The organism is Dactylosporangium sp. CA-233914, from assembly GCF_050942935.1.
GTDB lineage: Bacteria > Actinomycetota > Actinomycetes > Mycobacteriales > Micromonosporaceae > Dactylosporangium.
Window position 1 is genome coordinate 5118488 of sequence record NZ_CP192030.1, and the last position, 15695, is coordinate 5134182.

The 15695-nt window shown below is 70.6% G+C and carries 11 protein-coding genes; 9 read left to right on the top strand and 2 right to left on the bottom strand.

The window, feature by feature from the left end:
* Nucleotides 1–65: 65 nt before the first annotated feature.
* Nucleotides 66–776, top strand: coding sequence for a GntR family transcriptional regulator (locus tag ACQPY0_RS22790; RefSeq protein WP_432992064.1), 711 nt, complete (start codon nucleotides 66–68; stop codon nucleotides 774–776).
* A gap of 32 nt (nucleotides 777–808) precedes the next feature.
* Here ACQPY0_RS22790 and ACQPY0_RS22795 read toward each other — a convergent pair whose 3' ends face one another.
* Nucleotides 809–1177 (bottom strand): MerR family transcriptional regulator, encoded by a 369-nt coding sequence (locus ACQPY0_RS22795; RefSeq protein WP_432992067.1) that lies wholly within the window; start codon nucleotides 1175–1177, stop codon nucleotides 809–811.
* Nucleotides 1178–1201: 24 nt separating this feature from the next.
* Nucleotides 1202–1966 carry an SDR family NAD(P)-dependent oxidoreductase gene (locus ACQPY0_RS22800; RefSeq protein ID WP_432992070.1) on the bottom strand — a complete coding sequence of 255 codons (765 nt, stop codon included), beginning with the start codon at nucleotides 1964–1966 and terminating at the stop codon, nucleotides 1202–1204.
* 197 nt (nucleotides 1967–2163) lie between these two features.
* Between ACQPY0_RS22800 and ACQPY0_RS22805 the strand changes: the two genes are divergently transcribed.
* The 8 genes from ACQPY0_RS22805 to ACQPY0_RS22840 all read left to right on the top strand — a co-directional run bounded on the left by ACQPY0_RS22805 (nucleotide 2164) and on the right by ACQPY0_RS22840 (nucleotide 15616).
* Complete coding sequence (locus ACQPY0_RS22805; RefSeq protein ID WP_432992073.1) at nucleotides 2164–3030, top strand: hypothetical protein; 867 nt, start codon at nucleotides 2164–2166, stop codon at nucleotides 3028–3030.
* Nucleotides 3027–8210 carry a hypothetical protein gene (locus ACQPY0_RS22810; RefSeq protein ID WP_432992076.1) on the top strand — a complete coding sequence of 1728 codons (5184 nt, stop codon included), beginning with the start codon at nucleotides 3027–3029 and terminating at the stop codon, nucleotides 8208–8210. The genes ACQPY0_RS22805 and ACQPY0_RS22810 overlap by 4 nt, the downstream gene beginning before the upstream one ends.
* A gap of 134 nt (nucleotides 8211–8344) precedes the next feature.
* Nucleotides 8345–9970 carry a methyl-accepting chemotaxis protein gene (locus ACQPY0_RS22815; RefSeq protein WP_432992079.1) on the top strand — a complete coding sequence of 542 codons (1626 nt, stop codon included), beginning with the start codon at nucleotides 8345–8347 and terminating at the stop codon, nucleotides 9968–9970.
* 254 nt (nucleotides 9971–10224) lie between these two features.
* On the top strand, nucleotides 10225–11457 hold the full coding sequence (locus tag ACQPY0_RS22820) for a helix-turn-helix domain-containing protein (RefSeq protein ID WP_432992082.1): 1233 nt from the start codon (nucleotides 10225–10227) through the stop codon (nucleotides 11455–11457).
* A 316-nt stretch (nucleotides 11458–11773) separates the two neighbouring features.
* Nucleotides 11774–12832: an ABC transporter substrate-binding protein gene (locus ACQPY0_RS22825; protein ID WP_432992085.1), complete on the top strand. Its 1059-nt coding sequence runs from the start codon at nucleotides 11774–11776 to the stop codon at nucleotides 12830–12832.
* Entirely contained in the window at nucleotides 12829–13713 is an 885-nt protein-coding gene (locus ACQPY0_RS22830) for an ABC transporter permease (protein ID WP_432992088.1), read from the top strand. The genes ACQPY0_RS22825 and ACQPY0_RS22830 overlap by 4 nt, the downstream gene beginning before the upstream one ends.
* Complete coding sequence (locus ACQPY0_RS22835) at nucleotides 13713–14555, top strand: ABC transporter permease (RefSeq protein WP_432992091.1); 843 nt, start codon at nucleotides 13713–13715, stop codon at nucleotides 14553–14555. Before ACQPY0_RS22830 ends, ACQPY0_RS22835 begins: the two co-directional genes overlap by 1 nt.
* A complete protein-coding gene (locus tag ACQPY0_RS22840) occupies nucleotides 14552–15616 on the top strand; it encodes an ABC transporter ATP-binding protein (RefSeq protein WP_432992094.1) in 1065 nt (354 codons plus the stop codon). Before ACQPY0_RS22835 ends, ACQPY0_RS22840 begins: the two co-directional genes overlap by 4 nt.
* Nucleotides 15617–15695 lie beyond the last annotated feature (79 nt).

The following is a 15695-nucleotide window of genomic DNA, read 5'->3' on the forward strand; positions in this document are numbered from 1 at the left end:
ACTTTGCCGTACAGGAGAGGCCGCAGTGGCCTCCCGTGCCTTGCCGATGGGAAGCGTGAGCGTGAGTGAAGCCGCTGTCCGTTGACCAGGCATCGCTGACCGAGCGCGTTTTCGAACAGATCAGGACCGCGATCCTGTCCGGCGAACTGGTCCCCGGATCGTTGTATTCGGTTGTGGAGATCGCGAATCAACTCGGCGTGTCACGCACGCCAGTGCGTGAGGCGCTCCTGCAGTTCGCGGCGAACGGCATGGTCCGGTTCGAGCGCAGCCGTGGAGTGCGCATTCTTGAGCTATCGGTCAAGGACATCGAGGAAATCTACTCATTACGGCTGCTGCTCGAGGCGCCGTCGGCATACCGCGCGGCAACGCGCATGAGCGACCGTGAGCGTGCCGCGCTGACGAGAGCCTTCGACGGCATGCGCAAAGCGTGCGATACCGGCGACGAGCGACTGTTTCAGAAGCATGATCTCGTCTTCCACGAGACGATCGTGCGGGCGGCCGGCAACGAGCGTGTCGTTCAGGTGGTGGCGAACACGCGTTCCCAGATGCACGCGCTCGGCCTGTCGACCACCAGGACCCGGACACTCGCCGACATTCTGGCCGTTCACGAGAACATCTATGACAACGTCATGGCGAGAAACGCGCCCGGCGCGAGCGAGGCGGTGCAGCATCACCTTGTCGGCACCCTGACGATGCTGGTGCGGCAGTCCACGGACAACGGCGGGACACTCGAGGAGTACCGGCCTCCGGTCCCGGTGCTGAAGCCGTTCGAGTAGCGACCTGGTGCGACGATGTCGCGGCCCGGCTGTCAGCGAACGGCGACCGGCACGGCCTTGCCCTCCAGTTCGGTGGCCAGGTGGTCGCGTACTTGGACGAGTGCCTGGATGCGTTCGTCGAGCACGGCGAGCCGGCGCCGGGCGATCGCGACCAGCGCCGGATCGGGCGTGGTGGTGCCGGGCACGTCGCCGTCCAGGCAAGGCCAGAAATGCGCGACGTCCTCCAGGGTGAGACCGGCAGCCAGCAGGTAGCGGATGTTCCTGACCCGCGTCACCGCTTCCTCACCGTAGGCGCGATACCCGTTGGACGTGCGGCGGGACCGCAACAGCCCTTGCTGCTCGTAGAACCGCAACGCCCTCGTGGAGACACCGGTGGCCCGCGCCAACTCGCCGATTCGCACATGGGCAGGCTACCCGGCCGAGGGTCAGCCGACGACCGCTCCGCCGTCCACCGGGATCACCAGGCCAGTGGTGTAGGCGGCTTCCGGGCGGGCCAGCTGGGTGACCCAGAAGGCCACCTCGTCAGGCCGGCCGATCCGTCCGAGCGGGACGTGCGCGATCAGAGCCTCGCGTGTCGCATCGATCTGCTCGCGGGTCAGTCCCTGGTGCTGGGCGATGGGCGTCGCGATCGGGCCCGGCGCCACGGCTGCCACGCGAACTCCGCGTGGTGCGAACTGCACGGCCCAGCTGCGGGTGAGTGACTCCAGCGCGGTCTTCAACGCCGCGTACAGCTCGCTGCCAGGCATCGGCCAGCCTCGCTGACCGATGGAGGTGCTGATGTTGACCACTACGCCGCCGGCCGCGGCCAGCTGGGGCAGGGCGGCCTGGGTGAGATAGATCGGCGCGAGCAGGTTGGTGGCCGTCATCTCGACGGCGACGTCGCGGCTGATGTCGCCGTGCACGGCTTGCCGGACGATGGCGGCGTTGTTCACCAACACGTCGATTCGGCCGAATTCCTCCACCGCGGTCCGCACGATCATCTCCGGACTGCCGGAGCCGGTGATGTCGGCCGCGAGCGGGCGGATGCCCGGCAGCCCCTGCGCGGTCTCGGCGAGCCGGGACGCGGTGCGTCCCACGATGAGCACCTGGGCGCCCTGTTCGGCGAAGGCTCGCGCGGTCGCGCGCCCGATACCGGTACCCGCGCCGGTCACGATCACAGCCTTGCCGTCGAACTGCATGGTTGTCGTCATGGGACCCGAACGTAAAGACTGACGCCCACGTCAAGGTCAAGCGCCCGGCGCATGGGGCATCCGGCTACGAGCACTTCGACGCCGGATGGCTCGCCACCGCATCGTCTCCCAGCCCTGACCCGGTGTTGCCGTTCGTGCGTCGATCGTGGTGAAGTCGTCTTCGGTGATGTTGGGGAAAGTCTCTGGCGGGAGTCGCGGTGGCCCGGGTTGTGCTCGTGCACGGCATCTTGCAGACGTACAAAGGCGCGGACGTCGAGGCGGCCGAGTGGGTGCCCGCGCTGCTGTCCGGAGTCCGGCTGGCGGGCGGCGCCGGCCTGCTGTCGGCGGATGACATCGAGGCCGTCTTCTACGGTGATCTCTTTCGCCCGCCCGGCCGGTACCTCGGCGACGACGACGTCGAGACCCTGGACGCCTCCGACGTGCCGGGCGACGGCGAGACCGAGCTGCTGCTGGAGTGGTGGCGGGCGGCCGCCGCGGTCGATCCGGCGGTCATCCCGCCCGACACCCGATCGCTCGGCGCCGCCGCGAGCGTTCAGGCGGCGCTCGCGGCGCTGGCCGGCTCGCGGCTGCTGGCCGGGGCGAGCGAGCGGCTGCTGATCTGGCTGCTGCGCCAGGTCCGGGCGTACTTCACCGACATCGAGGTGCGCGCGGCGGTGCGGCGGCGCCTCGCCGAGGTGATCGGAACCGACACCGAAGTCGTCGTGGCGCACTCGCTCGGTTCGGTAGTGGCCTACGAGGGCCTGTGCGCCAACCCGGCCTGGCCGGTGCGCGGGCTGGTGACCCTCGGCTCGCCGCTGGGCATCCGCAATGTGATCTTCGACCGGCTGATCCCGGCCCCGTCGCGAGTCGGCGACGCCTGGCGGGCGACGTGGCCGGGCGGTGTGCGGTCCTGGACCAACGTGGCCGACCGGCTCGACTTCGTCGCCCTGGTCAAGCGGCTCGCCCCACGCTTCGGCGGCATCACCGACGTCGAGATCAACAACGGCTGGAAGTTCCATGACGTCACCCGGTACCTGACCGCCAAGGAGACCGGCGCCGGCATCATGGCGGGTCTGGGTCGGTGAGGCGCTGGTTCATCGGCTCCGCCGCGACCCACTACCGGGTCGAGTCCGGGTTCGAGGACCGGCCGGAGCTCGCCGGCGAAGCGACCCGGATGGCGGCGCTGTTCGCCTCGCTCGGGTATGAGGAGGTGCCCGGGTTCGGCCCGGGCCTCGGCGCCGATGCCTTCCTGGCTCGGTTTCGGGGGTTCCTGACCGGCGCCGAGCGGGCCGCCGAGGACGTAGTGGTCGTCTACCATACGGGCCACGGCACGCTCGCCGACGGGGAGCTGCTGTTGCCGATGGCCGACACCACGGCCGACGTCGCGTTCACTGCGCTGCGGGCGGCGGACCTGACCGGCCGCGTGCTGTCGGGGGCGGCGGTCCAGCGCCTCCTGATCATCCTTGATGCGTGCTACGCCGCGGCGGCCGGCGCGGCGCTGCTCGGCGGCGGCATCGACTTCGTCAACCGGCTCAAGGGGCTGGCCACGGCGCCGCAGGTCGCGGTGGTGGTGGCCGCGCGGCCGTACGAGCGGGCCGGGGCGAGCGAGTTCAGCCGGGCGTTCGCCGAGGCCGTCGGGCACCGGGCCAGCGGCGGGCACGAGCCGGAGTTTCTCGCCCTGGACGGCATCGTCGGCATCGTCAACGCCGCCACCCCGCAGTACCAGCACGCCCGCCTCTTCCTGACCGGCGAGGGCGTGACCGAGTTCCTGCCCAACCCGCGGCTGGACCGGTGGCTGCGTGATCTGGACCTGCGGACCCAGGCGCTGCGCCGGCTGCGCGCGGACCGCCGGGCAGACGAGCGGGACCACGCCCTGCCGCGGGCTCGCGGCCTGGACAGCGCGGAGCCGGCGGAGGACCGCTGGCTGTTCACCGGCCGGCACGCCGCCCTGGCCGAGGCGTGCGGATGGCTGCGGAGCCGGGAGCCGTCCGCGCTGATCGTCACCGGTGACCCAGGCTCGGGAAAGTCCGCGCTGCTGGCCCGCCTGTTCGTGCTCGCCGACGCCCGCCTGCGCGGTCGGGTGCCCGGCCTGCACACGCTGCCCGAGTCCACCCTGCCGCCAGCCGGCGGCATCGACCGGTTCATCCACGCCCGCGGCCGCACCCCCGACGAGGTGATGGCCGCCCTCTGCGAGGCGTGCGACGTGCCGGCGACCACGAGCCCGGGCGCACTGCTGGCCGCGGTCCGCGCCGCGGGCCGCCCGCGCACGGTGATCATCGACGCGGTCGATGAGGCGGCCGGCGGGCAGGACCACGACGGCCAGGGATTCTTCCCGCTCGTGGACACGGTCCTGGCGCCGCTGATCGCCGCGGCGGCGCGGACCCCGCTGCGCCTGCTGCTGGGCACCCGCCGGCACCTGCTCCCGGCGTTCGGCCGGGCGGCGCTGGTCCTGGACCTGGACCTGGAGCAGTACGCCGACCGGCCCAGCATCAGCCACTACGCGCGAGCCTGCCTGGTCGAGCTCGCCGACGACTCGCCGTACCGGCACCAGCCCACCGCCCTGCTCGACACCGTCGCCGATGCCATCGCCGGCGCGGCGGGCCGATCGTTCCTCGTCGCACTCATCACCGCCCGCAGCCTCGCCCTGCGCCGGGAGTTCGCCGACCCGCACGACCCGGCCTGGCGAGCCGCGCTGCCCACTGCCGCCGACGCCGCCATGCGCAACGACCTCGACCAGCGCCTCGGCGCCGACGCCGGGCGCGCCCGCGACCTGCTGCTGCCGCTGGCCTACTCGCGCGGCAGCGGCCTGCCCTGGGAAGACCTCTGGCCCGCCCTGGCCTCCGCCCTGTCCGGGCGCCGCTACACCGACGCCGACATCGACTGGCTCATCGACACTGCCGGCTACTACATCACCGAGGCCACCACCGAAGGCGGCCGCCGCTCCACCTACCGGCTGTACCACGAGGCCCTCGCCGAGCACCTCCGTGCGGACCGTGCCGACCCGGCCGACGACGCCAGCCGCATCACGGGCCTGTTGGCCGCCCACTGCCCCCGCCGCGCCGACGGGCATCCCGACTGGTCCCGCGCGCACCCGTACACCCGTACCCACCTGGCCACCCACGCGATCGGCACCCTGGCCCTGGACGCCCTGCTCACCGACCCGCGCTTCCTGCTCAGCGCCGACCCGGGCCCGCTGCTGCTCGCGCTGCCGGCCGCGACCGGGCCGGACTCGCGGGCCGCCGCCGACGCCTACCGCCGGGCCGTGCCCCGCTTACGCAACGCCGATGCGCCCCTGCGGCCCGCGTATCTCCAGCTCGCCGCCCGCTGCGCACGGGCACCGCGTCTTGCCGACGCCATCGCCGCCGGCGACCTCCCCCTCGCCTGGAGCACTGACTGGGCGTCCTGGCGCCTGCGGATCCCGCATCACATCGCGACCGGCCACACCGCGAGTGTCAACGCGGTCGCGGTGGCGCAGCTGGAGGGGCGCACCGTGATCGTCTCGGCCGGCAGCGACCGTGTGGTGCGCATCTGGGATGCCGCCTCCGGCGCCCCGATCGGCAAGCCGCTGCGGGGCCACGCCGACACCGTGACGTCGGTGGCGGTGGGGCGGCTCGACGGCCGTACCATCATCGTCTCCGGCGGCGCCGACCGCACTGTGCGCATCTGGGACGCTGGTGCGGGCGCCCCGATCGGCGCCCCGCTCACCGGCCACACCAAGTCCGTATCGTCGGTGGCGGTGGGGCGGCTCGACGGCCGTACCATCATCGTCTCCGGCGGCGCCGACCACACCGTGCGGATCTGGGACGCCGCCACCGGCGCCCCGATCGGTGGCCCGCTCACCGGCCACGCCGGCCCGGTGTGGTCGGTGGTGCTCGGCCGGATCGGCGGACGCGCCGTCATCGTCTCCGGTGCCGAGGACGCCCGGGTGCGGGTCTGGGACGCGAGCACGGGAACCCCGATCGGCAACCCGCTCGCCGGCCACTCCAAGGGCGTGAACGCGGTGGCCCTCGGCCAGGCCGGCGGGCGCGCCATCATCGTCGCCGGCAGCGACGACGACACGGTCCGGCGGTGGGACGCGACGACCGGGGCGCCGATCGGTGGGCCGCTCACCGGCCACATCAACGAGGTGCTCGCGGTGGCGGTCGGGCAGCTCGACGGGCACAGCGTCATCGTCTCCGGCAGCGACGATGCCACGGTACGAGTCTGGGACGCGGTCACCGGAGTCCAGATCGGTGACCCGTTCACCGGCCATACCACCCGGGTGTGGTCCGTGGCGATGGGGCAGGTGGACGGGCGGGCGGTGCTCATGTCGGGCAGCGCCGACCGCACGGTCCGGATCTGGGACGCCACCACCAGCGCCCCGGTCGGCGACCCGTTCACCGGCCACACCGCGTCCGTGAATGCGGTGGCCATAGCCCAGGAACGCGGGCGCGCGGTCGTCATCTCCGGCAGTGACGATGCCACGGTCCGGATCTGGGATGCCCTCGTCGGCACCGCGGTCCGATCCCCACTCGCCGGCCACACCAGCTGGGTCCAGGCAGTGGCGGTCGGGCAGGTCGGCGACCGCACTGTCCTGGTCTCGGGCGGCGCCGACCACACCGTGCGGATCTGGGACGCCGCCACCGGCGCCTCGCTCGGCGATCCGCTCACCGGCCATACCGAACCCGTTTCGGCGGTCGCGATCGGGCGAGCCGGAGGCCGCACGTTGATCGTCTCCGGCGGCGCCGACCGAACCATACGGCTCTGGGACGCCACCACCCGTGCCCAGGTCGGCGACCCCTTGACGGGCCGGCTCGGCTGGGTGCGGTCGGTGGCGCTCGGGCAGATCGACGGCCGGGACATCATCGTCTCCGGGGGCGACGACAACAACGTATGGCTCTGGGACGCCGACACCGGCATCGGAACCGTGATCGGGGGCCACGCCGGATCGGTGCTGGCGGTCGCCATCGGCCGGATCGACCACCGCACAGTGGTCGTCGCGGGCGGTGCCGACCGCACGATTCGGCTCTGGGACGTCCGCACCCGTACCGCAATCGCCGGCCAACTCACGGGCCACACCGGATCGGTGCGATCGATCGCCATCGCCCACGTCGACGGCCGCACCGTCATCGTCTCCGGCAGCGATGACAAGACGACGCGGCGGTGGGACGCCACCACCCGCACCGCGATCGGCGATCCCCTCACCGGCCACACCGGGGCCGTGCTCTCGGTCGCCGTCGGCCGTGCGGACGGCCGCACGATCGTGGCATCCGGCGGCATCGACCGCACCGTGCGCGTCTGGGACCACGCCACCGGCGCGCCGCTGGGCAATCCGTTCACCGGCCACACCGAGCAGGTGTGGTCGCTGACCGCCGGACAGGTCGACGGCCGCACCTTCGTCGCGTCCGCCAGCTACGACCGCACCGTGCGGCTGTGGGATGCCGCGACGGGGACCCCGATCGGTGACCCGCTGACCAAGCATGCGGGCGCGGTGCACGAGGTCGCGGCGGGGCAGATCGAAGGCCGCCCGGTCATCGCCTCCTGCACCACGCTCGGCATGATCCAGATCTGGGACGCGGCCACGCGGACCCAGGTCGGTTCCTGGGCCACCGGCCACGCCGGGCAGGTGCGCGCGGTGGCGGTAGGGCGGCTCGGCTCCCGGACCATCGTCGTCTCCGGCGGCGACGACCGGACCGTGCGGCTCTGGAATGCGGCCACCGGCACTCCCATCGGGAAACCGCTGGCCGGCCGCCTCGACCAGGTGCGCACCGTGGCGATCGGACCGCTCGGCGACCGGACGATCGTCGCGTCCGGCGGCGACGACGCCACCGTCCGGCTCTGGGACGCGGCCACTGGCGCCCCGCTGCGCCGACTCCTCGTCCGCCACCATGGAACCGTGTGGTCGGTAGCCGTCGGCGACGTCGGCGGCCACACCGTCGTCGTCTCCGGCGGCGACAACGAGACGGTCCGAATATGGGATGCGGCCACCGGGGACCCGGTCGGCGAGCCGTTCAACGGCCACATCAAGCCCGTCCGGGCCGTCGCGGTGGGCCGGCTCGACGGCCGAACCGTCATCGTGTCGGGCGGCGACGACCACATGCTGCACATACGGCAGGCGACGGTAGACGCCGCAGAGCGCCCGGACGATCCGCTCACATTGTCGATCTCGGATGTGATGTCGATAGATGTGTCCAGCGAGATCCGGGCGGTCGCGCTCTGCGGTGGTTCGCAGATCGCGGTGGCCACCGATGCGGGCATCGTCAGTCTGCGGGTACCGATCCGCTGACCGGCCAGAGGCCCGCTACCTCGGCGGGCACCGGTTTGCCAGTGATTCTCCGATTCGCCGGTATTTGCCCACCTGTGGGGGTGATAGTTGCGATGGGCAGCTCGCCAGTCCGAGTGAGCTCGACGGAAATGGGCATGGACATGGCAGCTCACGGTGCACCGCCTTCGGCGCGGCGACGTTCGTTCGAAGACCTCAGCATCAACCTGAAGATTGTCATCGCCGTCTTCACCGCGGTGGCGGTCTCCGTGGTGGTCGGGGTCGTCGGTGTGCTGAAGCTGCGGGACAGCAGTCAGTCCGCGGAGCTCATCTCCAGCAGCAACGTGGCCAGCATCAAGGCCCTTGGACAGATCAAGTCGGCGGTCTACCAGGCTCGCCAGGCGGCCGCGAACCAGGCGATCTCGAGGAACGACGCGGACGTCACCAAGTTCTCCGACCTGTTCGCCACGCAGGCGCAAGCGTTCGACCAGGCGATGACGGCGTATCGGGCCAGTCTTCCGGCCGGCGACCGGAACACGACCAACACGCTGCAGAGCGACTGGGAACAGTACGCGACCATCGTGCGGAACGAGATGCTGCCCGCCGGTTCCCGCAACGACTACGCGGGCTGGGCCAAGATCCGCGACGAGAAGACCACACCCATCCTGACGAGGATCGACGGCGAGCTGGCGGAGCTGGACGCCGCGGAGACCGCCGACGGTGCGAAGAACGCCGCGGCGGCCGCCGCCGGGTACAAGAACGGCCGGCTCGTGATGGTCATCGTCATGGTCGTCGGTGCGGTGCTGGCACTGTTTCTCGGTATCCTCGTCGCCCGCCGGATCGTCCGGTCCCTGAACAGGGTCAAGGCCGTCTGCGAGGCGCTGGTCGCCAACAACCTCACCGTGGTCAGTGGCGTGACCTCCCGCGACGAGACGGGCCAGATGGCGCGTGCGCTGGACACCGCGATCGAAAACCTCCGCCAGACGGTCCGCACGATCGACGGCTCAGCCTCCTCGCTGGCCACTGCCGCGGAGGAGATGAGCAGCACCGCGGTGCAGATCGCCAACTCCGCGGAGACGGCCTCGAGCCAGGCGCAGACGGTCTCGGCCGCCGCCGAGCAGGTCTCCCGCAGCGTCGACACGGTGTCGGCCGGCAGTGAGGAGATGGGTGCCTCGATCCGCGAGATCTCGCAGAACGCGGCGGAGGCCGCCCGGGTCGCTGTCGAGGCCGTCAGCATCACGACCGAGACCTCCGAGACGATGAACAAACTCGGTGAGTCGAGCGCCGAGATCGGCAACGTGGTCAAGGTGATCACGGCCATCGCCGAGCAGACGAACCTGCTCGCGCTCAACGCCACCATCGAGGCGGCTCGGGCCGGCGACGCCGGCAAAGGGTTCGCCGTCGTCGCCTCCGAGGTCAAGGACCTTGCCCAGGAGACCGCCCGGGCGACGGAGGACATCTCTCGCCGGATCGAGGCCATCCAGGGCGACACGACCGGCGCGGTGGCCGCGATCGAGCGGATCTCCCAGGTGATCGGCCGGATCAGCGACTACCAGACGACCATCGCCTCCGCGGTCGAGGAGCAGACCGCGACCACGGGGGAGATGAGCCGCAGCGTCAGCGAGGCGGCCAGCGGTACCAATGAGATCGCCCGGAGCATCACCGCCGTGGCCCAGGGCGCGATCGACACCAGTCAGGGTGTCGCGGACACGCGGCGGGCCACCGGCGAGCTCGCCCGCATGTCCAGCGAACTCAACACGCTGGTGGCCGGCTTCCGGTACTGAACCGGATGACGTTGGCATGATCAATTAAGTGACTGGCACGCGATGGCTGTGCAGTGGGTGTTCCAGTTGTGAGTACTCCTTGGGTGTGACAGGGGTCGACGTGGAGCAATGTTGCGGCTACGTTAGGTGCCTCAAGATGCCTGTGCGTGATGTTCGTGCAGGGATGGTGCTTGTTGGGCAGCGTCAGGAACATCCAGTGTTCGCGCAGCACGTGCGGTGCCGGCTGGGCGGGGTGAGCTCCGGAGGTGAGCGACGTGGATGAGCTGCCCATCGGCCGGCGCGTGGCGTACTGGCGGAACCGGCGGAAGATGTCACAGCAGGTCTTCGCCGATCGGCTCGGTAAATCGAAGAGCTGGGTCGACAAGGTGGAGCGCGGGGTGCGCCGGCTCGACAAGTTCTCCGTCGTGCACGAGATCGCCGATGTGCTGCAGCTCGACGTGCAGATCCTGCTCGGCAAGGACTCGGAGCGCCGTCCCGAGAACCCCAACGGCGTCGACCAGGTCGAGGTCGAGGAGATCCGCGCGGCTCTGGAGCGCTACGACCAGGTCAGCGCCTTCTTCTACGCCCCGCCGGAGCCGCTGCCACTGAGCGAGATGCGCAAGGCGGTCACCCACGCCTGGCTGTCCTTCCAGCACGCGAAGTACGGCGCGCTCGCCCGGACCCTGCCCCGCCTGCTGCGGGAGGCGCAGGCCGCCGACACCGCCTACAGCGACGGCCCGAACGCGAGGGAGGCCGCCCACCTGCTCGGGCAGGTCTACCAGATCTCCGCGGCGGTGCTGCGCAAGCTCGGCGACCACGAGCTGTCCTGGATCGCCGCGGACCGTTCGGTCACAGTGTCGCGGCGGGCCGGCGACCAGCTGCTGGCCGGTGTGGCCACCACGCGGGTCTCGATGGCGCTGTTGTCGCTCGGGCGGGCGCGGCCCGCGCTGGAGATCAACCTCAATGTCGCCAACCGGCTCGCACCCGGTGCCAACGGCAACGACTGCTCGCCCGAGCGCCTGTCGGTCTACGGCCTCCTGCTGCTGCAGGCCGCCCTTACCGCGGCGCGGATCGGTGACAGCAGCACCGTCCATGACCTGCTGGGCAGCGCGCAGGAGGCGGCGCTGGCCTTGGGCGGCGACCACAACCACTACCGGACCAGCTTTGGGCCGACGAACGTGCAGCTGTACCGTGCCGCCGCGGCCTTCGAGCTCGGCGAGGCCCGAATGGCGGTGGAGGTACATGAACGGCTGGATCTCGAAGGGTTCAACGCACTGCTGCCGGAGCGCCGGGCGCAGCACTTCCTCAACCAGGCCCGCGCCCGGGTGCTGATCGGCGACATCGACGTGGCCAGCGAGATGCTGCTGGAGGGCGACCGGCACGCCCCGTCCGAGATCCGCTGCCGGCCGCTGGCCCACGAGGTACTCAGCGACGTGCTGCGCCGCATCAGAGGCACGCCGTCAGCCTCCGTCGCCGAACTCGCCACGCACCTGAGCGTCGGCGTGTAGGCGCCGGCTCCGGCTGCTGACCTCGCCGGACACGCTGAAGGCGGTTCAGGGGATTGCCTGAACCGCCTTCAGCGTGTCCGGGAATGAAACGTCGGCGCGCAGGGGTAATCGCACGTCCCCGGGGGCCTGACGGGCTGGTGACCGGGTGCCGGTAAGGGCGAGAAGCAGCCCCGACAAACGTCGGGACGTGTCGGCACTACCAGACGATGCGGGTCCGGCAATCGATACCAGAAGATGGTTGAAACTCCGCAAGTGTGGTATCAGTTCGAACCTGGTGAATGGGAGTTGGTGCGCACTGCCAACCGCAGGAGGAGTCATGGGAACAACGTGCAGTCGGCGCGGTCTGCTCTCCTTGGGCCTGGGCTTCGGCGCGGGCACACTGCTGGCCGCGTGCGGCGGGGAATCCCCCAAGGCCGCCGGCAACCCCCGCATCGTGGCCCGATGCTGGGGTGGCGTCTGGGAAACCGCCCTGCGGAAGGTCGCTCCCGGGTTCACCGCCGCCACCGGCGTGGAGGTGCTCAACGACCCCGGCAGCGACACCGTGCCCCTGCTGCGGCAGAAGCCCGGGCAGTACGACCTCGCGTGGCTGATCGGCAGCGAGGCGGCCCGCGGCCTGAATAGCGGCGTGCTCGAACCCATCGACACGTCCCGCATCGAGAAGTGGGGCTCGATCGTCAAGCGGCTTGCCGAAGGGCAGACCAAGGACGGCAAGGTCAGCGCCGTCCCGATCAGCTACACCGCGTCCGGAATCCTCTACAAGACGGACAAGGTCCCGTTCAAGATCACCTCCTGGAAGGACCTCTGGCGCTCCGAGCTCAAGGGTCAGGTCGCGCTGCAGAACGCGCCGTCCATCGGCGGCCTTTTCCTCGTCTTCATCGGAGCCCGGCTGTTCGGCAACGGCCCGACCGACTACGAGGCCGGCTGGGCGGCCCTGGAGCGGCTCAAAGACAGCGTCCAGTTCCTCTTCACCACCAGCACCGACGGCGTCAGCAAGCTGGCCGCCGGCAGCGTCGCGGCGATCGTCACCATCGCCGACCAGGGCATCGCGCTGAAAGGCCGGGGCGTCGAGACCGTGGTGCCGGCGGAAGGTTCGACCTGGAGCGTGCAGAACCTCACGATCCCCGCCGCCGCCAAGCACAAGGACCAGGCGTACGACTTCATCAACTACATGCTCAAGGACGAGACCCAGGTCCAATGGGCGAGGGAGGGCAAGGCGGCACCGGGCTCCACGACCGTGACGCTGCCCGCGGACGTCGCGACCAACCTGGTCGAGACCCCGCAGATCGCCGACCGCCTGTGGCCGATCGACTGGTACGAGTTCGGCGACAACATCACCGAGTGGACGACCCGCTGGCAGAGGATCTTCGGCAGGTGACGGTCACTCCGCCGACCCGTCGGGCCGCCGAGCCGGCGGACAGCGGCGCCCGCAACGCGCAGGGCGGCTGGCTGCTCGCCGCCCCGCTGCTGCTGTTCACCGCGTTCATGTTCCTCTACCCGGCGATCACCGTGCTGCGTACCAGCCTGGCCAAGAGCAACGACGTGGACTCGGGTGGCTTCACGTTCAGCCACTACATCTCCTTCTTCTCCGACGAGTTGTACGTCAAGGCGCTGACCAACACGTTGCTCATCGCGGTGCTGACCACGGTCATCACCGGCGCGATCGGTCTGGTCTACGCGTACCAGCTCACCGTGCGGCCAGGGCTGCGCCGGCTCCAGCTCGCGCTGCTGCTCACGCCGCTGCTCGTCAACGGCGTGGTACGGATCTTCGGTCTGCAACTCGGGCTGATCTCGGTGGACCACCTGCTGCTGCGAGCCGACCTGATCGACTCGCCGCTCGGCCTCGACTACTCGTTCGCCGGCATCGTCATCGCCCTGGTCATGTTCCAGTTCCCGTTCATGGCGATGGCCGTGTACGCGAGCCTGTCCAGGCTGGACACCTCACAGCTGGAGGCGGCGCGGACGCTCGGCGCGGGCAGGTTGTCGGTGCTGGTTCGGGTGCTCCTCCCGATCGCCGTGCCGGGTCTGGTCGCCGGCGGGGTACTGACCTTCGCGGCGGCGGCGGGCACGTTCGTCGTGCCGGCGATGATGGGCGGCGGCCGGGTGAACACCGTGCCCCAGATGATCTACACGTCGGTGAGCCAGTCCCAGCTCTGGGCGACCGCCTCCGCGTTCGCCGTGGTCCTGGTCGTCGTCCTGGTCATCCCCATCATGCTCGGCACGCACTTCGGCAGCCGTGACACGTCGGGGCCCCGCTGATGGCCACCACTGCGGAAACCCCGCAGCGACGTGCCGCCCGCGAAGAGCGGCAGAAGGTCTCGGTGTTCACCCTGGTGATCACCGTGCTGCTGCTCCTGCCCCTGGTGGTCGTGGCCTTCGCGGCGCTGAACCCGGACCCGTACCTGCTGTTCCCGCCGGAGGGATTCTCGCTGCGCTGGTTCAGCGAGGCGTTCGCGTATCCGAGCTTCCGGACCTCGCTCGCGCTCAGCCTCCAGATCGCGCTCATCGTGGTGGTGGTGGGCCTGCTCATCACGGTTCCCGCGGCGGTCGCGCTCACTCGGGGGAGCGGGCGAGTTCAGCGGACCGTCCAGCTGGCCATGGCCATGCCGCTCGTCACGCCGGACATCCTGCTGGCGCTCGGCCTGCTCATCATGCTCAGCCAGTTGTCGCTGTCGAACAGCCTGGTCGGGCTCGTGCTGGGGCACGTGCTGGTCGGCCTGCCGATCGCACTCCAGGTGCTGGTCGCGGGCCTTGCCGCGGTCGATTCGAACCTCGAGGCCGCAGCGGCCACGCTCGGCGCCTCCCGGATGCGGGCGTTCCTCACCGTCACGCTGCCCAGCATGCTGCCCGCGATCGGCAGCGCGGCGGTCTTTCTCTTCATCTTCTCGTTCGACAATGTGTCGATCTCGCTGTTCCTGTCTTCGCCGGGTCAGACGACGCTGCCGATCACCCTCTTCCAGTACCTGGAGAACAACGCCGATCCGACCGTGGCCGCCATTTCCACGATCCTCGTCGTCGTGGGCATCGCCGCCGCCCTGGTCCTCGGGCGGCTGGGCGGTCTCGGTCACCTCGCGGGCGGCGCCGAACGGAGACGCCAATGACCGGAGCCGACTACCTGACCATCTCGGGTATCAGCAAGCAGTACCCCACCGGCGGCGGCGTGACCGGCGTCGACCTGGCGCTGCCGCGTGGCGAGATGCTCGTACTGCTCGGGCCCAGCGGATGCGGCAAGACGACCCTGCTGCGCGTGCTGGCCGGCCTGCTCCAGCCGGACGCCGGGAGCGTCCGGCTGGACGGCCGCGACCTCACAGCCGTGCCGACCCACAGACGCAACATTCCCATGGTGTTCCAGACCTGGGCATTGTTCCCGACCATGTCGGTGCGGGACAACGTCGGGTTCGGGCTGCGCATGCGGCGAGTGCCGCGCGTGGAGCGCCAGCAGCGGGTCGACGACGCCCTCGCGCTGGTCGGGCTCGCCGACTTCGCCGGCCGCAAGCCCAAGCAGCTTTCCGGCGGTCAGCAGCAGCGGGTCGCGCTGGCCCGGGCGCTCGTCACCAGACCCACCGTCATGCTGCTGGACGAGCCGCTGAGCAGCCTGGACCATCGTATCCGTGTCCAGTTGCGCGGGCAGCTCAAGCGGCTGCAGCGGGAACTCGGCCTTACCGGTGTGTACGTCACGCACGACCACACCGAGGCGCTCGCGCTCGGCGACCGGATCGCGGTGATGGACTCCGGACGGGTGGTCGAGACCGGCACCCCGATCGACGTGTTCAACCGGCCCCGTCACCGGTACACGGCCGAGTTCCTGGGGTTGGCCAACGTCATCCCGGTAGCACCGGACGGACACCACCTGCGCACCGGGTTCGGCGACGTGATCGAGATGGACACCCGGTCCGACACCGGGGTGCCGGTGGTCGCGGTCGCGATACGGCCGGACGCGATCCGGATGGTGGAAACCGGCCCGGGGGCGGGCATCGACGACGGCGTCCACCGTGGCGTCGTCCGCGCCGTTGAGTACCAGCCCGGCGGCGTCCTGCACGACGTGCGACTTCCGGACGGTACGACCGTCCAGGTGGTTGTCGCGCCCGGCGAGGGGGTTGCCGTCGGTACGCCGGTCGACCTCGCCTTCGAGTGGAAGAAGGCCGCCCCACTGATCGACTGATCGACGCCATCGCGTCCTTTGTGGAGGATGACGTACGACATCCAGCAGCCGCCGCGGCGCGCACCACTGGTGATACCCA